The sequence below is a fragment of the Bradyrhizobium sp. I1.14.4 genome (genome assembly GCF_050435825.1).
In the GTDB taxonomy this organism is placed as follows: domain Bacteria; phylum Pseudomonadota; class Alphaproteobacteria; order Rhizobiales; family Xanthobacteraceae; genus Bradyrhizobium.
This window is the reverse complement of the sequence record NZ_JBNDLA010000034.1, coordinates 1-19,732: the sequence shown is the minus strand read 5'-3', so window position 1 is coordinate 19,732 and position 19,732 is coordinate 1. Positions and strand designations below refer to the sequence as shown.

Genomic DNA, 19,732 nt, shown 5'->3' with positions numbered 1-19,732 from the left:
GACCGGGACCTGGAGATTGCCGTGATCGAGGGTAATACCATTCACCGGCTGGTCTTTCCCTGCCGCCGGATATTCGGCGGCTGGATCAGGCCCAAGACCGGGGAACATGTCGCTGTGCAGCCCACGCACTGGCGCATCTGGCCCGGATAGCGGCGACCATCCTGCACCACACATTGGCGTAAACTGATATGCGGCTACTCCGATGGCCTCCCATGAACAACGATGTAGAGTCGATCGAATAAGAGGATCCGCCGGCAAATATGTCCGATCACATCTGGTACCGCTATGGCACTGCCGCGACAGCCGCCGCGCTGGCCCTCGTGCTGCGCGCGGCGCTAAATCCGTATCTTCAGGACCGCACGTTCACGATCATCTACCTCCCGGTCGTGGTTTTTGCCGCTTTCGCCGCTGGCCGTGGACCGGCCAATTTCGCTACGCTGCTCTGCCTCATCATCAGCGCAGCATTTCTTGGGCGATGCCTCATCACCGATTCCGCAAACATGATCGATATCGCGGGATTCGCGGTACTTGGTCCCCTCCTCGGCTTCATGGGCGATCGGCTGCGGCGGGAATCAGAGCGGGCGCGGTATCGGCAAGCCCATCTGCAGTCGATCCTGGACACCGTGCCGGAAGCCATGATCGTGATTGACGAGAAGGGCATCATTCGCTCGTTCAGCGCCGCGGCAGTGCGTTTATTTGGTTGGGCTCCGGACGAAGTGGTCGGAGCGAATGTATCCAGGTTGATGCCGCAGCCATACCGCGCCGAGCACGACCGCTACATCGAACGTTATCTGACGAGCGGCGAGCGGCGCATCATCGGCATCGGCCGCATCGTGGTCGGCGAGCGGAGCGACGGCTCGACTTTTCCGATGGAGCTTGCCGTCGGTGACGCCAAAGTGCGCGGCGAACGTTTCTTTACCGGCTTCATCCGAGATCTCACCGAACGGCGGGCGCAGGAACGGCGACTGCAAGAACTGCAATCCGAGCTCGTGCACGTGTCACGGCTGACCGCCATGGGTGAGATGGCATCGTCTATCGCCCATGAGATCAACCAGCCGCTCTCCGCAATTACAAACTACATGCGCGGCGCAAAGGCTCTGCTGTCGTCAGACAAGCCGGACGCCAACCGCATTGGTGATGCCCTCGAACATGCCGCCCAACAAGCTCTGCGCGCCGGCGATATCATCAAGCGCCTGCGAGACTTCGTTGCCAAAGGCGAGACGCAGCACACGGTGGAGAATCCACTCACGCTCCTTGAAGAGGCTGTAGCTCTGGCCCTGCTCGGCGCCAGGGAGCAAGGCGTACGGGTGGCTATCCGCAGCGATCGCGATCTGCCATCGATCATCGTCGACAAGATCCAGATCCAGCAAGTCGCGCTGAACCTGATACGCAACGCAATCGAGGCGATGGCTTGCTGCCCGCGTCGCGAATTAACCGTCGGAGTTGCCAAGGTCGATGGCCTCGCCAGGTTTACCGTTGCTGATACGGGCCCCGGCATCAGCCCTGATATCGCCGACCGCCTGTTCGAGCCCTTTGTCACGACCAAAGAGCATGGCATGGGTGTGGGACTATCAATCTGCCGGACGATCATCGGGTCTCATGGCGGCCACATCGTCGCGGAAGCGAATCCGGGCGGCGGCACGGTCTTTCAGTTTACCTTGCCATTTGCGGAGGTTAATGAAGAAGCATGATCGGGCGTCGCATTCTTGTGATCGACGATGACGCCGCGATGCGGGACTCGCTCGCGTTTCTGCTTGATGTTGGCGGTTTCTACGTCGCAACCTATGAGACGGCGACCGCGTTTCTCAGTGACGTCGCGAGCGGTCCGGTTGACTGCATTGTATCAGACATCCGCATGCCGGGCATGAGCGGCCTCGAACTGGTCTGCAAACTCAACGCCGATCTCGTCGACTGTCCCGTCGTCCTGATTACTGGTCATGGCGACGTATCGCTCGCAGTTGAAGCGATGAAAGCGGGCGCGGCCGACTTCATCGAGAAGCCGTTCGAGGACGAGGTGCTATTGCGTGCGATCAATAGTGCCCTGGAAGCGCGACCAACGAAGCCAGCGGATGACGCAGCGAAACTGCAGGCGGAAGCCCGCCTCGCGGACCTCTCATCGCGTGAGCGTGACGTCTTGCAGGGACTGCTAGCCGGCAAGATCAATAAGGTGATCGCCCATGATCTTGGCATCAGCCCCCGGACGGTCGAGGTTTACCGCGCGAACCTCATGGCCAAGACCAATGTCCGCAGCATGTCCGAGTTGATGCGGATCGCCATCTCCGCCGGATTCTAGCAGCATCGCAAGCGGCGCGGAATGGCGTAATCAGGCATTCAAGCTGCGCGGTCGAAAATCCACTTGTCAGTGTAGGAGCGACGTTCGTCGCTTTCAGCAAGCACATCGGTCCACAATTGGAAGGGGATCTGATTGTGAAAACTGACGATTCTTGAGTGTGGGCAAGCGCCATCTCCTTCGTCAATCTTCCAACGGTGAACTCCGCTCCCTTAGGGTCACGGAACGTCTCCCGAGAGAGACTGCGTATGCATTCTAGGTCATCCGTGCCCCGTTTTTTGGCTCTCTCACCTCCACGGCTTCATATCCTCCATGTGTTTATTACCTCCATAGGTTTACTACCTCCATGTGTTTGCGGGTGGTTCAATGTTAAGGTGGCCGAGCTTGTCATCCAACTATCTGACCTGACAGTCCTTGAGCGGATCGTCACGGAGGTGTCTCATACCGCCTCGGCCGCAGGTGCTGCCTCCGTGCAGCACGCCAAAATCCTCACGCCTCAGTTCGGCTGTAGCATGCCTGCCGCGGTGCATAGAGCCACGACTTGTCCGACGGCGCGGAGTAGGCTTATCTTTGGGTCCGCTTCGCTCGAGATGAGGACGAGTACCGGCGCTGCGGAAAAAACACTCCCGGCGACGACAGGACTGATCCAGCGACAGGAGGAATCACGATCCGAAACGAACCCGACGGGACTGCCGGCCGTTTTCATCAATCACCGGCGAGCCGCGCTGATCGAGTTTCCAGCCGCAGTTCAACAATCCGGCGCACGCGGCGAACGAGGCCTTGCATGACCTTCGGTTGCTGGCTCGTTGTTCCTCCAGCAGGCCTGGTTTGCCAGGACATGAAGAATGTCAAACCGGGCATGGTGAGGAATGGACGGCCTCCGCGATCCAATCGCCAACCCAATCGCCGCGCTGGTATCGCACCAAAATGGCTGGGCACGAATCCTGCAGCACCGCGGCTAACATCACCGATGCAACACAGGCGACGCTGATTCCTGCTACGGACCATCGCGAGAACTGCTCCTTGCCAGTTGATCGTGCTCAAGAAAATTCAACGCGGCATATGAATCAGATCAATTGCCGGCCTGGATTTGTGCCCCGACAGCAGCAGGTCTTTCACTTCGGAGAACGGCAATGTTTGGGAACATATTGGTGCATCTTCCCACGGAGCTCCCGGTGCGGGCTGTGGTCAACGGTTCGATTTCCTTCGCACTGAGCACCGACGCGCATCTTGACGTTGTGGCGATCGGTTACGAGAGAACCAACACTCAGCTCCTTGCCCTCGGCGTGGCGGCAGTCACTTCTGTTTTCGAAGTCGAGCAGGCGCGTGCGTTGGAGCGGGCCGAAGCGGCACTTCGTGTCTTCGATCTGCAGGCACGGAATGCCGCCATTTCCTACGCGAGCCGCGCGCTGAGCGCGATTCCCGCCGAGGCGCGCCGGATCATCTGCGCCAGCGCGCGAGTCCACGACATGACCATCGTCACACAGCCCCAGAGCGGCTACGACAGTTACGATAATCTGATTCCCAGGGAGATCCTTTTCCAGGCTGGTGGGCCTGTTCTGTACCTGCCACATATCTTCCACGGCGCTTTTTCGATCAGACGGGTAGGGATTTGCTGGGACGGCAGCCGCCGTGCGGCCCGCGCGTTGCACGACGCGATGCCGCTTTTGTGCAAAGCCAATGCCCTCACCATCATCGCGACCACCGCTCCGGACAAGGTCCCGGCGGAAAGTTCCACTGCCTATCTGGGAGAGTACCTTGCAAAGTCAAAACTCCCTGCAAAGGTCGTGTCACTTCCGACATCTGGGTCAGCGCAGCGCGCCCTCCTGTCGCTTGCGGCCGACGAAAGCCTCGACCTGCTGGTGATGGGGGGATACGGTCGCTCTCAGCTGCAGGAAAAGCTGCTCGGCGCCGCCGCCGGGCATATGCTTCGTACGATCAACATCCCGGTCCTGATGTCGCACTGAGGGCACGAATTGTACGTGCGACATGTCGCCATCCCGCCAGCATGCGTCGGAACGCCGTCGCGATCGGCGTCATGGCGAGCCCATCCGCGCGATCAGGAACAGGAGCGCCCCCTGTCGAGGCTCTCATGCGTCCCTCCGTCGCTCCATCGACGAGGTGCGGCCGAGCCGGGCGTCGAGCGCCACGGCTCCGAACGCTGCACCCGCTCTACTGGTCGAGATGCTACATGAACTGCTCGCGGACAGTCTGTCACCGGCCATCCGACGATGCCCGAGCTCAGCTTCAGGCCAGGCCAGATCACGATTTCCTCCGGTTTCTAAAATTGCTGGAGAGCCGTAAGGCCAGCTATTGAGCCAGGTCAATATCACGTGCGAGCCGAGCTCTATGATCGCTCTCCAAGTCGGTCCATATGCGCACATAGCAGATGGTGACCGGGCACGTCGTCCAGGTCGCCCGGCGTACATCGATCGGGATGATCCGCCTCGTCACCTCTGTGGCCGACCGGTGTTGACGGGGATCAGAGCTATGGTGTCCGATGGACACTTCCTGCGGCGAGCTGAAAGTGGCGGTAGACGACAGCGTTTCGCCCTGGCTGGAGTTCTTCACGGGTGCGGCAGTGCGCTTTCGATTGTCTCCATGGGCGCGGCCGACCAGTCAGCATGCAACTTCCGATCCAAAGGTCGCCTGATCTGATTTGAGTATGTTCGAGCAACCAGGGAGCCGCGCCGCCCTCGTTCAAGACGGCCTCCTCATGGACCTACGTGTAAATACGTAGTGGTTTCTACTTAGGTAAAACATCCGGATTTCACAGTTTGTCAGCAGCGATCAATCTGCGTCCCATCGACGTTCGCAAGAGAGGGTCCGCCATGCACGCCCAGGCCGCCAGTTTTACTGAGACCAGCCACCATCCGAATAGCGTCTTGCGTGGGCAACCTCACAGTTGTGGACCGTTTGGTATGATTGCGACACCGATGCGGTTCACGCGCAATAGCGAGATATACGGAGAGGACGAGGCTGCCGAATATCTGCATCAGGTGGTGTCGGGTGCTGTGCGAACCTACAGGATTCTGGAGGACGGACGTCGTCAGATCGGTGCGTTTTATCTGCCCGGCGACATCTTCGGCTTTGAGGCCGAAGGAAGCCATATCTCTTCAGCCGAGGCGATCTGCGAGACGCACCTGCTGATGGTGAAGCGCTCCACTCTCATTTTTCGCGCCAGTCACGAAAGGGAACTCACAAGGCAGCTCTGGGACGCGATGGCGCTCGAGCTGCGCCGCTTCCAGCAGCGTCACATGCTCCTGATCAGCAGCGCAGAAGAGCGGGTCATCGCGTTCCTGCTCGATATGTCTCGCCGGGCTTCGAAGAATGCTGCCATCGAACTGCCCATGTCACGGCAGGATGTTGCAGATTACCTTGGCTTGACGATTGAGACGGTGTCGCGCACCTTTACTCAACTTGAGCAGAATGGCGCGATCGCCCTGCCGACCTCGCGCCGGGTCGAGCTCCGCAAGGACAAATTGTCCAACCGCTTTGGGCAGAACTTTGGCTAGGGCGATTTGCCCCAGCTCCAGGCACGGGGGCGAAATGCGCAACTTCCGTGCGCCAAGCAGCGCCGGCAAATTGCGGCGAAAGACATCGAACTTCAGCTTCGGCGATCTGGCACAAATGACAGAATCGCTTCTAGCTTACATTGTTCCTCCATGGAGCACCGCAATGATCATCGATCTTTTGCTTCGAGAGCATCGCAATATTGATCTGCTTCTGGTCGCCCTTCAACGCGAATTGGAGATTTTTGAGCATGGGATTCGTCCGGACTATGAGGTGATCCGCGCGATTATCAGCTACTTCGAGGTTTACCCGGAGATGTACCATCATCCTCAGGAAGACTTGATTTTTTCCAAGCTCAAGACGCGCGATCCGGATGCGGCTGCAATGGTCGGCGATCTCGCGCATGAGCACCAAGAAGTCATTGACCGTTTGCACCAGTGCTCTCGCGCCATTGATGGCGTCCTGGCGAATCGTGAAGTCCTTCGGCAAGATGTCGGCACCATCGTACGCGACTTTATAGCACGCGAGCGGCACCACATGATGCGGGAAGAACGAGACTTCTTCCCCGCCGCCCTTGAGGCTCTATCGGCTCATGATTGGACCGAAGTCGCTTCCGCCCTCACCGATCATGGAGATCCGCTATTCAGCGAGACAGCGGAAGCGACTTCCGATGCGCTAAGAGCGCATATTCTACAATTGGAACAAGAAGCTGAAGCCGAACGGAGCTCAGTCGCGTTTTCGTCCGCAATGGCCGGCAACCCGCGACACGGCGCCGCGACGGATGGCCCGTATTGATCGCTGCCGTTTGAGGAGGCAAGTGGACGTCATGCTCATCCTGTCGAAATGAGGATGGCGATGCTTCGCCGGCTCGCAGGCTGCCGAAGCGTCAGGATGACTTGTGCGCTCGATGATCGCTCGCTTCAATTGCCGGCGCAAACGGCATCGCCGAACCTGCCTCGGGTCTCTGGTTCCGGGGTGATCGTCGCCAGGGATGGCAGGCTCGGCCCACACCGCATTGATATCGCGCGAACGGGCGCGTCTCATGGCGACCGATGAGGACAGACGATTGCGGCCACGCCGGATGCGGCGAAATACTCCCCTCCTCAAGCCCCGCCCGGCACGGTCTCAATCATCCGCCCGGAGCCGGTTCGGCTCGTCGCACGCCAACTGCGAGCGGCCGCCAAGCCGGAACTTTCGGCACGAACACCAGGGCGCAGGACGTCACCTTCGACATCGACACCGCTTGCTGCTTCGTTCGCCTCGCCCAATGCTGGCGCGAGTCGAGCACGACGAGCTATGGGGTCCGCATCGTCAAGGAGGCTCATTCCTGAGCTGTGACCGCATCTTCGCGGTTCAAAGCACCATGTATGCGCCGCGGGCATGCCCTACCAATTTCGTTTCAGAGTCACCACAGCCATCAGCAACCGGGATATTTTGAGGCAGCGCAAAGCTTATCCGGCGCCTGTCCGATAATCGGGCCTGGAGAGCGAGAAAGGCATCCGAATGCGACCGGACCTGGCACAATCCTACGGGCAGCACCGGCTGCCGCGCTACACCAGCTATCCGACGGCCCCGCATTTCTCAGCGTCAGTTCGCGAGTCGGACTATCAAGCGTGGCTCAAGTCCCTGGGCAGCCGGCAGTCAGCGTCAGCCTCGATCTACGTGCACGTGCCATTTTGTCGAACCATGTGCTGGTACTGCGGCTGCCACACATCTGTGACGAAACGCGACGATCCGATCGCGATCTATGCGGCTGGACTGCGCACTGAAGCCTACCTCGTTGCAGAAGCCGTCGGCCAACGACAACCGATCTCTCATATCCACTTCGGGGGTGGCACGCCGACGATCATGACACCTGAAACATTTGCTGATCTGGTCGGTTCGTTGCGTTATTCGTTCGCTGTCCTGCCTGATGCCGAGATCGCCGTGGAGATCGATCCACGCATGTTGAGCGAGCCGATGGCCGAGGCGCTGGGCTATTGCGGGGTCAACCGGGCGAGCCTTGGCGTCCAGAGCTTCGATCCAGTTGTTCAGCGGGCCATCAATCGTCTGCAAAGCTTCGGGCAGACCGCGACTTCGGTCGATCGGTTACGCCGCGCCGGCGTCGGCCGGATCAATTTCGACCTGCTCTATGGTCTGCCCCGGCAGACAGTCGCTTCGTGCCTGGACACCCTTGCCAAATGCCTCGAGCTGCATCCGGACCGGTTTTCCGCCTTTGGCTACGCGCACATTCCTGCATTCAAGAAGCATCAACGCAAGATCGATCAATCCACTCTGCCCGACAGTGTCGAGCGGTACCTCCAATCCGAAACGATCGCCGAAGCCTTGGTTGATGCTGGATACGTACGCATCGGTATCGATCACTTTGCCCTGCCGGACGACAACCTCGCCCTGGCGAGGCAGAACGGCAGGTTGAGGCGCAACTTCCAGGGCTATACTGACGATTGCGCGGACGCGCTGATTGGCCTTGGCGCCAGCGCGATCGGCCACATGCAACAAGGGTTCGTCGCGAACGCTGTCTCGACAAGGGATTACCTCGCTCGCATCACCGAGGATCGGCTCGCCACCGCGAAGGGCTATTTGATGGCGGATGACGATCGCTTCCGCGCCGAGATCATCGAGCGAATCATGTGCGACATGACAGTCGATCTCGCCGAGACATCCCGCCGTCACGGCAGGGATCCGGAGTTAGCCGTCGTCGATCGTTCTCGACTCGACAGCCTTATCGCAGATGGCGTCGTTGTGGTTGACGATGGCCGGCTTTCGGTAGCCGATGGCGCTGAGTTCCTGGTCCGGAGCGTCGCATCGGCGTTCGACGCACACCTTCCTCAGTGCGGCGCTACGCATAGTCGGGCGGTCTGAACCGGCTGCGCCGAACGGAGTCGTTTCAGATCCGAGTCCGGCATCATTGAACTGGCTTATGCTTTGGCGAGGAGCACGCGATTGGCATCCCGCCACGTTCAAGCTCGTGACATCTCCCGCGTCGATCCGCTCATCGATCCCAAAGAGGCTCGAGCCGAAACCTGGCTATCGGGTGGAACCGGACCAGCGACTGCCCGAGCAGGGTTCAAAACAATAACAAGTCGCTTATGCATCGGCTATGCTTATGAGATTCTTGCAGTCGCGTTTTTCGTATAGTCGCGCTGATCGAGCGTATCGTTTGCAGGCAGGACAGCGCCGGCAAGTGCGCTTAGTGCCCGTCGATGCCGCGAGCGCAGGCATCACCGGCCCCGTTGCTCGACGCGGCAAACCGTTGCGAGTGCTCATCAGCGACAAACCTTGGTGTAGATTTCTAATGCTCGGCTATATCGGCTGCATACCACGGCATAATTGAGCTACCCCGAGCCGGTGCTTTAATCTGGCTCAGATTTTCGGCGAGTGTCCCCGCCGGTGATCGAACCATCGGCTATCCTCCCTCCGCCGTTGGAAGTCGGCGCGATGCGTCAGCGTCGCTCCTCCCGGACTTCACTTCCGCCCGGCCCGCTAAGCGCGGCCGGGCTCTTTTTGTACTCATACAGAGCTCTATCGAGATGATCGAGAGCGCAAATGACCTACAAGCGGATCAGCTTTTTCGAGAAGGCCCAAGCGCAGGATCAACGGCCGACCGGATCGGATGCAGCGCGCAGTTCGCGGGCGGCAGCGACCATGTTCACCAGCGCCGGGCGAACCTCCTCCCGTTTGCGCGTCTTCAGGCCACAGTCCGGATTGACCCAGAGCTGGGAATCCTGCAGCCGCTTGCGAGCCAGCACCATGAGCTCCCTCATCTCGCCCGTCTCGGGGACGCGTGGAGAATGGATGTCGTACACGCCCGGCCTGATTTGATTCGGATATTTGAAGCTCCTGAACGCGTCGAACAGTTCCATTTTCGAGCGCGAGGTCTCGATCGAGATGACATCCGCGTCCATTGCAGCAATCGCCTCGATGACGAGTACTGCACCATGTCATTGCGCTCAAACTCGCCATGCACGAGCACGTACGCGCAGTGGCCCCTTTGGCCGCAAGTGCCGAAAGCCATTGTAGAGGTCGAAAGCCGACACTCCGGCAACGATACCCAAGCGGTTCAATGGCGGCAAACCTGCTTCCGATTGTCATCAGGAACCTGGCAGCAAGGCGTTCGCCTGCGCGGTCGAATATTCCGTGCGTGACAAGAATGAACAAGCCGGGGTGGATGGGCTGAATGGAAACATTGAAGCGCGCGCGAGTCGGAAACTCGACAAAGACGACACAAATCCAGCGCGAACTGCTCGCTATTGCCTGGCACGAAGAATGCAAGTCCTCGGCATGCCCAGGCTTCTCCTCCTGGGCGGGTCCAGCACGGCAATTTGAGGCTGTGGCTGGCCACTGAAGTTAGCGGCGCGTGACATAGAGGGGACGCGCCTGCTCGCGCGGGACACCAGTGGGCGCCCGCGTCACGTCGCCGCTAACTTCTTACGATCGCGCATGACAGGTTGAAGGTTGCCCGTTTTTGTATATTGACGCGTGGATGAAAACCAGATGGGTCGGCGTATGAAGAAAATACCTGGAAGAGGCGTGCTTTGGTTTTGCCTCGGTCGATCGCTGTTCTGTCTGGCTGGGCTGGCTGCGACGACCAACAGTGTTCGCGCCAACGATAGCGCCCTTGTCGAACGGGTCAAGTCAACGTGGCGAGCGCAAGACGGTGAGACGATAGAACAAATTATCTCCAACGTATCGAGGGTGGCGCAGTTCGTCCCTCGAACATGGGGGGGCGCTCAAGGGATTGACCGAACTGAATATGTTTTCTTTTCGTGGACCAGGCACCAGGACAATCCATCAGACGAACAGTACGTCATTACCTGGAAGATCGCGCTCGATGGGACGATCGAACTTGCGTCCACGTATGCAAAACCCATTGAATTGGGCTGGCGCGCCTTGGCGCTGTCGTTGATCGCCAGTGAAGTCGCAGACGGCGAAAAGAACGCAAATCTTCGCTTTCTACATAATCCGGCCAACTTCAACTTCGTGACGACGGCGCAAGGCAAGCTCGGGAATGTTCTGCGGCACGGCCGCTGTCACATCGTCGAGCCCGTCGGGGTGGATTACATACCGGAGGCGAATGACAAGCCGACCGAGAAAGGTAATCTGTGGCGCGTTCTGCTGTTGGTGAACTGTAATATACCAGGGCCCCATTATTTTACCCATAACGGGGTCATCGCCTTCGAGAAGAGCGACGGACAAGATTGGGAGCCGCAATCCTTCTTTGCCAAGCGCATCGCGGCTTTTCCTCCCGGCTCCTGGTTCGATCGCATAGAGCCAAATGAACGGGAAGCGTTAGATTGGACGCGAAAGGCCTCGGTAGATGATCGCTCACAGCAAGATCGCGCCGCGACTCCTTGAGCACTCGGCGGCTCGGGGCAAAAGCAAGGCACATGCGCTCTCAAACTCGCGTGTGCTATTATGCCTCGGCGAGTCGAGCCTGTCTCGCAGACCGCAGCACGCCATGGGAAAAGTCGGGCAGCACGATTGCTCTCGGCCTTTCCGCGAGCTCAGCAGCGGCGTGCCAGCGTGCGAGAGCCGGTTTGGCCTGCGCCGCACGCAACGCAGTGAGAGGACATGTGCCTCTGCCGGAAGAGTATCAGAGGAACTCGCCTGGAGGTGCTGCTCAAAATCCGCTTGATACGACCACAACCAAATGACCGGCGCCGCTCGCAACGAGGCTTCGAGTCAACTTGCGGCCGGCACTTGCAGAGCAAAGTTGCGCCGTCGCAAGCAGCACCGATTGCCTCTAGCTCTCCGGAAAGAGCGGCATGGGGCACATCAGGATTTGTACTTTGGCCTCGCCCCAGCGGCAATCCGAAGTCGTCCGACTGATCTCGAACTGCGCGTCCCACTCCGGCAGTTCCTTTGACTGCGCACATCGGATGTAGGCCAGCCTTGCGTCAGGGTTTCGCAGTAGCGACCTCTCGCATATTTAGAACTTAAGGCATTGAGCTTTTCACATTTGATCATGAAGCCTTCTGGATTGCGCGAGCTGGTCAGCTTGAGACTATGCAAGCTGACGCTAGGTACGATTCAAGCTCTTTGGGAGACGATCGTGCAAGGCTGGTTACGGTTGCCTACACATTTCGCGCATGCAGGGCTCGCGAACGCGGTGCTGCACGCCGTGGCTCGGGCGATCCGACCATCCGCCCATGCCCTGATGGCAGCGATCACCTCGCCGAGAAGGTCTTGGTCAAGATTCGAGAGATGGTGCTGCCGAAGATTGAGCGGCACGGCTCAAGTCCGAACCATCGCACCGGCTTTGCAGGAATGGCCAGGCCTTTGGTCGGTGTGGCGCGTCAATTGTGGCCGATGGTGGCGCAAAAAACGCTGCGGTCGCGATGCCTCTCCCTGGACAATTCTTGTCTGTTTATACGAACGGAGCGGTACCAGGAAGTATTGTGGCGAAGCGCGGAAATGGCGCTCTTGTTCAAATCGGACAGAGCAAGCGAGAACAGATTTCGTTCAAAGGTCGGCCCCTCCGTGAACAGAGCCTAGCCTACTGTGAATGTCCTCGTCGCAGCAGAAGCATCCGCAGTTCTCTCTAATGGAAGTTGGAGCGATGTTTTGGCAACGTCGGTCCATCCGCGCTGACCTTCGCTCCGCCGCCGAAAGGCGGACGGACACTCTTTATTCTCAACCGAATGAGAAACAGAGTCCCGAGCTTCGGCTTTGTCCTACATCGCGAGTTCGGCGCTCAGCACGGGGGATCTCCCCCTCCGGTCGAGGGGGTGCGGTGCGCGCCCACTGAGAGAGACCGGCAAGGCCGGAAGCATATCGCAAAATGCACACCGGAAGAAATCGCTTGAAACTCACGTCGCGTCAGGTCGTAGGTTGACTCACGACCAAACTTTCACAAAGCAAACGTCGAACGATGCAAGCCGGATAACGGACATGGTGCGGTCAAGCAGTCGAATGTGGCGGCGCCGGATCGCGACTTTCTGAGCTGATCGACCGACAGCAAAAGGTTGTAGGAATGAAACACCGCGTAATGATGACGGCATTGCTCGCTCTCATCACATCTCCGGTTTGCGCGGCGAAACTCAGCGGCCCGCCGCACATCGTCGACGGCAATACGATCGAGATCGAGCAAACCAGAATTCGGCTCTCGGATATCGAGGCGCCAGAGACTGATCAGATTTGCCTCGACGCCCATGACCGGAAATGGGCTTGCGGCGTAGCTGCTCGCGACGCGCTTATCAAGTACTCGAACGGACGAACGTGGGATTGTCAGACCGCGGGAGTAGACAAGTACGGGAGGTCACTCGGCAGTTGCTTCATCGAAGGCCAGGACGTGAACGCCTGGATGGTAAGCTCGGGCTGGGCACTGTCATCGGGTCCATCTTCCCATACTTACACTATCTATGAGGTGATAGCGAGCAATGCCTACGCGGCTCTGTGGTCGGGGGCGTTCATCGCGCCCTGGGACTGGCGTCGCCGCAACAAGGGGACGATCATCGTCGGCGCGAGCTCGGTGCCGACCGACGCGCAGGAACTCCTGCTTGGATCCGCTCTGCTATCGGACCCGCCCTCGCCCGAGTGTCTGATAAAGGGCACCGTGGGCCGCAACGGCGAGCGCACTTATCACTTGCCCGGGCAACTCAGTTACGGACAAATCGACATGACGAAAAAGCCGGCTGAACGCTGGTTCTGCAGCGAAACGGAGGCCGAAGCCACGGGATGGCGTAGGGCCTCGCGATGAGGTGAACACGCATGCATGCAGGTCGTTCCCAGAACACGTCCTATCCGGTCACGATCGCGCCTTCGCGGCGCTCGCTGTTGCTTTTGGCTGTTTCGGCGGTTGGCCGGCTTGGTGACAATATTGTCGACGCGAATCTGCTCTCGCCGGAGGCTGCGCTGAAGCGGCTAATGAAAGGTAATGATCGCTATGTCCAGGGCGCATCACGAGGTGGCCATTTCAAAGGCGAGCGCCAGGTTTTGGTCGATGGGCAAAATCCATATGCGGCGGTTCTGAGCTGCGCAGACTCTCGTGTGGTACCCGAACTTGCCTTCGACAGCGGACTTGGTGATCTGTTTGTCTGCCGCCTCGCCGGCAACTTCGCCAACGACGACACGCTCGCCAGTATGGAGTATGCGGTCGCCGTGCTGAGCACGCCGTTGATCCTGGTACTTGGTCACGATCATTGCGGCGCGATAGACGCCACGATCAAGTCGCTCCACGAGGGTAGGCCCGCGCCGGGGCATATTCCATCCATCGTCGCTGCGCCTGCGGTAAAAGGATCTTGCCAGAAAACCGGAGATACGTTCGCCGATGCGACCCGGCAAAATGTGATTGACAACATCAATAAACTCAAATCGGCCAGCCCAATTCTGAGCTCAGCAATTGAGCAAAACAGACTGAAGATAGTCGGAGGTCTATATCGGCTCGACACCGGCAGGGTCGATCTGCTGGGCTGAGCTGGCACTTTCGCACGGCCGCCCAGTCGTGTGCGGCCTGGCCGGACTTCCGTTGACTGCTGCGAAATTCACTCGTCGATCGGGCTGCAGCAAATGCACCGGATGTGATCCGCACCATGATTGTCATAGCTTCGGGAAAAACTCTGGTATGCGCGGTCTCTTGATCCTCCTCATATTCTTCGTACTTATGTTGGCAATGCGCGGCCGGCACCAGGAAAAACTCATACCGCGGCCGGCAGCGTCCATGCCTCCACGTTGGAGCCCAAAGTCAACAGAGTTGATTTGAGCGGCAGATTGCGCCGCAGGACGCGCCGGAATCTCAGCCAGGCCTCCGGAACAGGCGAGAATTCCAGCAGAATCCCGGCCTATCCGCCCTGACACCGATACAGATGGTCCAGCTCAGGTCAACCGGCTCAACCAGGGCTGAAGATCACATAGAGCAGGATTACGACCACGACGGCTGCCCAGCCGGCCGATGCTAAGAAAAATGCTACTCGCGTCGGCATCGGACGGCCTCTCCTGCATCAACCAACGAAGAGACCGCAGTGTCGGAAGAGCAGCCTCGTTGGATCTGTCCAGAGCTCGTACTTTGGATCCACATATACCGGAAGTGTCGCCCGTACAACTATTGCGATCATCGATTGTAGTAGATAACAATCTTCTGCACCCTCGCCTGAGTTCATCAAGCCTGCAGTCCCGATCGACAGACGCCTTGAGGTGCCATCCACAGAGCCCTCCTGGCTCGGCGCAGGTGCGGGCTTGTCATTGACATTTCCCAAGTGCGCCATCGAAAAGGAGCATCTGCGCGCCGGCGCGCACGTTTGAAGATTGCTTTAGCGATCCGGACATCAGCCTCACGATGATGATCGGCGACCTCATCGCACGTCGCCCCAGGTCTCTTCGACCAGCGCATCAATCATATCGGATACATCATCTTGTCCGACATCAAGCGTCAGCGACATCCGCAACCTTGCCGTTCCCACAGGCACTGTTGGCGGCCGTATCCCGCGGATATCAAAGCCACCCGCCTGCAGTGCAGAGGCGAGCCGCATCGCGCGGGACTTGCCGCCCACGAGGTAAGGAATGATCTGTGAGTTCGAACGGCTCGGGCGGCCGCACACAATGAGCTGCCGATGTGCAAAATCGATAAGGTCGATCAGGCGTTGCTGCCGCTCAGGCTCGTCCTGCAGGATCAAGAGTGCTTCTCGGACAGCGACGGCTATCAGGGGCGACGGCGCGGTGGCGCAAGTGAATGGACGGCACCGATTGACCATGAAGTCGCGCAATACGCCGGAAGCAGTGACAAGCGCCCCCGCTGCACCCAGCGCCTTCCCGCAGGTGTGGATCACCAAGAGATCTTCGCGTCCCTCATAGGGCGCGGTGAGCGCCCGTCCCTGATCGCCGTAAACGCCTGTGGCATGGGCCTCGTCCACGACCAGGAAGGCCTCGTAGCGCTCGGCGATTGCGACCAGATCTTCAAGCGGCACGAAGTCACCGTCCATACTGTAGAGGCTCTCCACCACGATCCAGACGCGCCCACTCCGCCCCTGGCGTGCCAGTCGCCAATCGTGTCTTCAATCGACTGGGGATCATTATGGGCGCTTATCCGAAACTCGGCTCGGCCCGCTCGAGCGCGTTCATGAAGGCTGGCGTGCACGAGCTAATCGACAACAAGCAGATCGCCCCGTTGCGGCAGTGTTGTCAGAACAGCGAAATTTGCGATGTAACCGCCGCCAAAGAAAAGCGCTGTCTTCGCCCGGAAGAACTGCGCCGCCTCCGCTTCGAGAGCTCCGTGCCCCTCGCAATTGCCGCGCAGGAGCCGTGACCCACCAACGCCGACGGGCGTGCCGGCGTCGAGCGCGGCGAAGAGAGCCTTCTTCATACGCGGCGCGCTCGCCAGCGCCAGATAATCGTTCGAGGCAAAATCAGTCCCTGCGCGCGGCTTCAGGGCGCGCAGCCGATCGGCTTCTTTCAAGGCCACCAGAGCCACAGCATAGCCGTCAAGCTTGCCTGTATCGGTTAGGTTCATTGCTCAATTCGCCCAATACCACAATCCTGAAGCGACGATGATGGCTCCAAAAAAAGAAAGATGGATGATCCGCCGTGCACTGTTCAGCAGGGCAGACGCAGCTGTCTTCAATCAACCAGCAGGACGCGCGGACTGCACGTTTTTCTCTCCCTCGAAGGACGCATAACTGCAGCAAGTCGCACGCCCACTAATCAAACACATGATTCCCGACTCGGGAGTGCTTCGATCACGCAGGTGACCGCGCCTTGGTCGATTTTTTGTAAGTCGCGTCGTGCCCGTTGATCAACTATCCTGCCCGCGCGGCAGCGCGCGCATATATCGGCGCGAAAGCACCTCGAGTTCGCGTTCGGGCAAGCGTGACGGATCGACGTTGAGTCCTCCCCTCGCGCCGCCATACGGCAGTGCGACCAGTGCGCATTTCCAGCTCATCCAGATGGCCGGTGCCGCGACTTCGCCGAGATCAACGCTCGCCGCGAGCCGCGCACCACCTTTTGTGGGGCCAAGCGTCAGGTGATGCGGCACACGATAGCCTTCGAAGACGGCCGTCGTGCCGCCATCGCGGTGAGTCGGATAAGAGACCGTGACCGGGCGCTTCGGCATCAGGAGCCGGGCTCTCGCGTCCTGCGATATGGACAGGTCGTCTGCGATTACTTCGAATTGCTTCACGGCCATGTCAAAGACTGGCCCACGGTATGCCGTCACGTTCGCTTGCCTGGTGTGAAGGTTATATGCTGATCAAGCGGTGGAGCAGTATCGCAACTTTCGAATATTTCATCCGGCCTGCGACAGACGCGCTCCCTGTGGGGGCAACAATTGTTGGCCTCGGCCTCAGTGGCCCGATCTGTTGCACCACTTTGCGTTCTCGATGGGGATCCTTCGCTGCGCATCTCGCGGTATGGGGGTAGACCGGGCGCCCTACACTGACACGTAAAAGCTCACCGATCGACAGCAAGTTCCGCCAACGCTGCATCGCTATGTGAACTATCGATAGTCCGTGACATGGCTTTCGGCTACATGGGCTTTCAGCTCCCTAGCAGTGAGAGCGTGGTTCACCGTATCTCGCGACAAATGATTCCGCACTCGTGGACCTCGCTCGTTGGTCCGTTACGTACAAGGTTTTGCACGCGGGCGACGCACCGTCTGTCAACGTGACCATGCAAGCGACGCGCTGGAGCGAATAGGCATGATGCAGACCTAACTCATTCGATCGACAGCGCGCCGTGCGCTACGATTGGAAAAGGTTCTTACTGGAATAGAGGATCGGCAGCCGGCAGAACACCGTTATGCGATCGGCGCGTCTCATTCACGACCATGCCAGGGTCGCGATATCGCGCCGGGAACATCCTTGTGATCCGCACCAGAATCAAATCATGGTAGATCAACACGATCCGACATGACCGATTCAGCCAAAGTCCAGTCGCGTAGCGCCCACGGCATCACGGCGCCTCTGCGGCACGCGACGTTCCGCCGTATCTGGCTTGCGAGCCTCCTGTCTAATATCGGCAGCTTGATTCAAGGTGTCGGTGCAGCCTGGGCGATGACGCAGATGACGTCCTCGGCTGACAAGGTCGCGTTGGTGCAGACCGCGCTGTTGCTGCCAGTGATGCTGATCTCGATGCCAGCGGGCGCGATCGCTGATATGTATGATCGCCGCGTCGTGGCGCTGGTTGCGCTTGGCATCGCGCTCGCCGGCGCAACCGGCCTGACGGTAGCCGCCTGGCTTGGCTTGGCCACACCGAACGTCTTGCTCGTACTCTGCTTCGTTGTCGGCAGCGGCATGGCGCTGATGGGACCGGCCTGGCAATCATCGGTAAGCGAACAAGTGCCGTTGGAAGCGCAGCTGCCTGCGGCCGTCGCGCTGAATGGCATCAGCTACAATATCGCACGGAGCGTAGGCCCGGCGATCGGCGGCGTGGTGGTGGCTAGCGCCGGTGCAGTGGCCGCATTCGCGCTCAACACGTTGCTCTATCTGCCCCTGATCGCCGCGTTATTCCTTTGGAAACGCGTCAGCGCCCCTTCACGCCTGCCGCCCGAAAGATTGAGCCGCGCGATGGTGTCTGGCGTGCGCTACATCAGCAATTCGCCATCGATCAAGGTCGTGCTGCTTCGCACTCTGGTGACCGGCGTCGGCGGCGGCGCGATCACTGCGCTGATGCCTCTGGTGGTGCGGGATGTCTTGCATGGCGACGCCCAGACCTACGGTATCATGCTCGGCGCCTTCGGCCTGGGTGCCGTGGTCGGCGCGCTGAACATTGCCGAGATCCGCAAGCGGATGAGCGGCGAGGCCGCGGTTCGCGCCTGCGCGTTGTCCATGGGCGCGGCGATGGCCGCCGTCGCGCTCAGCCGCGAGCCGGTATTGACCGCGGCGGCACTGGTCCTGGCTGGAGCCGTCTGGATGCTGACATGGGCGGTGTTCAACATTGGGGTGCAGCTGTCGGCGCCGCGCTGGGTGACCGGACGCTCGCTTGCGGCCTATCAGGCGGCGAGCTCGGGCGGGATTGCCGTCGGCAGCTGGGCTTGGGGCCATCTCACCGATGCGGCCGGAGTTGAAACCGCGCTGCTGGTTTCGGCCGCCCTGATGCTGGTCTCACCACTCATCGGCCGGTGGCTGCCCATGCCCCGTGTCGGCGCGCGCGGCGAGGAGGCTGAGCTGCTCGCCGATCCCGAAGTACGGCTCGCCTTGACCGGACGCAGCGGACCGCTTGTCGTCGAGATCGAATACCGGATTGCGCAGGAGAATGCCCGCGCGTTTCACAACGTCATGCAAGACGTGCAATTGTCTCGCCAGCGCAACGGCGCCTATGGCTGGTCAATCGCGCGCGACATTGCCGACCCCGAATTATGGACCGAGCGCTATCACTTTCCGACCTGGTTCGACTACTTGCGCTGGCGCAACCGCTCGACCCGGTCGGAACGTACCCTGGAACAGCGGGCAATTCAGTTCCACATCGGCCCTGCGCCGGTACGCGTGCGCCGCATGCTGGAGAGGCCATTCGGCTCGGTACGCTGGAAGGACGACACGCCCGAGCATGCGACGGCGGGAACGCGGCCGGAGATGGCAAGCGCGGCAAAAGCACGCAACCGGCCGCTGCGGCGGACCAAGTAGCCCGGGTTGCCGGGAGCCCGGAGCCTTCGCCGACGGATATGCTCGAATATCGAGAAGGCTGACTTTCTGGCAAAACTGTGCGGCCAGTTCAAAGTGTGACGAGCCGGCTACCAGCGAATCCGATTTCCTGGTCAAAGGCCAGCCTCGTCTGACGTGCCAATCGAGCATTGATGCATTTTCTGGGAGTTTCGAACTCCATCCGACCTTGTTACGCAGCATTTCAACGAGCTACGGCAGCAATAGCGCTGCAAAAATACACCATCACCCAGACAAAGCAGGAATAGAGAGCCGGCTCCGGAAATCTGAACAGGGCGATAAGTGGAGTTTCTGCCTGACGGCGGGCAAGATTGTCCCGCGAATCAGGAGAGACGATGACGAG

The 19,732-nt window shown here is 59.7% G+C and carries 10 protein-coding genes and 3 pseudogenes; 10 read left to right on the top strand and 3 right to left on the bottom strand.

The window, feature by feature from the left end; all coding sequences use genetic code 11:
• Nucleotides 1–260 precede the first annotated feature (260 nt).
• The 6 genes from ABIB78_RS35215 to hemN all read left to right on the top strand — a co-directional run bounded on the left by ABIB78_RS35215 (nucleotide 261) and on the right by hemN (nucleotide 8,665).
• On the top strand, nucleotides 261–1,691 hold the full coding sequence (locus ABIB78_RS35215) for a PAS domain S-box protein (RefSeq protein WP_429033321.1): 1,431 nt from the start codon (nucleotides 261–263) through the stop codon (nucleotides 1,689–1,691).
• Nucleotides 1,688–2,293, top strand: coding sequence for a response regulator FixJ (gene fixJ, locus ABIB78_RS35210; protein WP_429033319.1), 606 nt, complete (start codon nucleotides 1,688–1,690; stop codon nucleotides 2,291–2,293). The genes ABIB78_RS35215 and fixJ overlap by 4 nt, the downstream gene beginning before the upstream one ends.
• A 1,130-nt stretch (nucleotides 2,294–3,423) precedes the next feature.
• A complete protein-coding gene (locus ABIB78_RS35205; protein ID WP_429033316.1) occupies nucleotides 3,424–4,257 on the top strand; it encodes a universal stress protein in 834 nt (277 codons plus the stop codon).
• 954 nt (nucleotides 4,258–5,211) lie between these two features.
• Nucleotides 5,212–5,805 (top strand): helix-turn-helix domain-containing protein, encoded by a 594-nt coding sequence (locus ABIB78_RS35200; RefSeq protein ID WP_429033313.1) that lies wholly within the window; start codon nucleotides 5,212–5,214, stop codon nucleotides 5,803–5,805.
• A gap of 34 nt (nucleotides 5,806–5,839) precedes the next feature.
• Complete coding sequence (locus ABIB78_RS35195; protein WP_429033312.1) at nucleotides 5,840–6,598, top strand: hemerythrin domain-containing protein; 759 nt, start codon at nucleotides 5,840–5,842, stop codon at nucleotides 6,596–6,598.
• A 708-nt stretch (nucleotides 6,599–7,306) separates the two neighbouring features.
• A complete protein-coding gene (gene hemN, locus ABIB78_RS35190; RefSeq protein ID WP_429033311.1) occupies nucleotides 7,307–8,665 on the top strand; it encodes an oxygen-independent coproporphyrinogen III oxidase in 1,359 nt (452 codons plus the stop codon).
• Nucleotides 8,666–9,396: 731 nt separating this feature from the next.
• Here hemN and ABIB78_RS35185 read toward each other — a convergent pair.
• Nucleotides 9,397–9,729 (bottom strand): annotated as a pseudogene (locus ABIB78_RS35185) (5-methyltetrahydropteroyltriglutamate--homocysteine S-methyltransferase); the annotation flags it as partial.
• 580 nt (nucleotides 9,730–10,309) lie between these two features.
• On the opposite strand from ABIB78_RS35185, the gene ABIB78_RS35180 reads away from it, so the two are divergent.
• The 3 genes from ABIB78_RS35180 (at nucleotide 10,310) to ABIB78_RS35170 (ending at nucleotide 14,218) form a co-directional block, all read left to right on the top strand.
• Nucleotides 10,310–11,158 carry a nodulate formation efficiency C protein gene (locus tag ABIB78_RS35180; RefSeq protein ID WP_429033309.1) on the top strand — a complete coding sequence of 283 codons (849 nt, stop codon included), beginning with the start codon at nucleotides 10,310–10,312 and terminating at the stop codon, nucleotides 11,156–11,158.
• Between the two features lie 1,618 nt (nucleotides 11,159–12,776).
• A complete protein-coding gene (locus tag ABIB78_RS35175) occupies nucleotides 12,777–13,502 on the top strand; it encodes a thermonuclease family protein (protein WP_429033306.1) in 726 nt (241 codons plus the stop codon).
• An 11-nt stretch (nucleotides 13,503–13,513) separates the two neighbouring features.
• Nucleotides 13,514–14,218 (top strand): carbonic anhydrase, encoded by a 705-nt coding sequence (locus ABIB78_RS35170; protein ID WP_429033303.1) that lies wholly within the window; start codon nucleotides 13,514–13,516, stop codon nucleotides 14,216–14,218.
• Between the two features lie 875 nt (nucleotides 14,219–15,093).
• Here the strand turns inward: ABIB78_RS35170 and ABIB78_RS35165 are convergent.
• Nucleotides 15,094–16,247, bottom strand: a pseudogene (locus ABIB78_RS35165) (8-amino-7-oxononanoate synthase).
• Nucleotides 16,248–16,550: 303 nt separating this feature from the next.
• Nucleotides 16,551–16,949: pseudogene (locus ABIB78_RS35160) on the bottom strand (Glu/Leu/Phe/Val dehydrogenase dimerization domain-containing protein); the annotation flags it as partial.
• A gap of 691 nt (nucleotides 16,950–17,640) precedes the next feature.
• Between ABIB78_RS35160 and ABIB78_RS35155 the strand changes: the two are divergent.
• Entirely contained in the window at nucleotides 17,641–19,353 is a 1,713-nt protein-coding gene (locus ABIB78_RS35155) for an MFS transporter (RefSeq protein ID WP_429033301.1), read from the top strand.
• Nucleotides 19,354–19,732: the final 379 nt, after the last annotated feature.

Excerpts from the sequence above, each read along its gene's own strand:
- ABIB78_RS35155 (WP_429033301.1), top strand. The coding sequence starts at position 17,641 with ATGACCGATTCAGCCAAAGTCCAGTCGCGTAGCGCCCACGGCATCACG.
- ABIB78_RS35195 (WP_429033312.1), top strand. The coding sequence starts at position 5,840 with ATGCGCAACTTCCGTGCGCCAAGCAGCGCCGGCAAATTGCGGCGAAAG.
- ABIB78_RS35170 (WP_429033303.1), top strand. The coding sequence starts at position 13,514 with ATGCATGCAGGTCGTTCCCAGAACACGTCCTATCCGGTCACGATCGCG.
- ABIB78_RS35205 (WP_429033316.1), top strand. The coding sequence starts at position 3,424 with ATGTTTGGGAACATATTGGTGCATCTTCCCACGGAGCTCCCGGTGCGG.
- fixJ (WP_429033319.1), top strand. The coding sequence starts at position 1,688 with ATGATCGGGCGTCGCATTCTTGTGATCGACGATGACGCCGCGATGCGG.
- hemN (WP_429033311.1), top strand. The coding sequence starts at position 7,307 with ATGCGACCGGACCTGGCACAATCCTACGGGCAGCACCGGCTGCCGCGC.
- ABIB78_RS35200 (WP_429033313.1), top strand. The coding sequence starts at position 5,212 with ATGATTGCGACACCGATGCGGTTCACGCGCAATAGCGAGATATACGGA.
- ABIB78_RS35175 (WP_429033306.1), top strand. The coding sequence starts at position 12,777 with ATGAAACACCGCGTAATGATGACGGCATTGCTCGCTCTCATCACATCT.
- ABIB78_RS35215 (WP_429033321.1), top strand. The coding sequence starts at position 261 with ATGTCCGATCACATCTGGTACCGCTATGGCACTGCCGCGACAGCCGCC.
- ABIB78_RS35180 (WP_429033309.1), top strand. The coding sequence starts at position 10,310 with ATGAAGAAAATACCTGGAAGAGGCGTGCTTTGGTTTTGCCTCGGTCGA.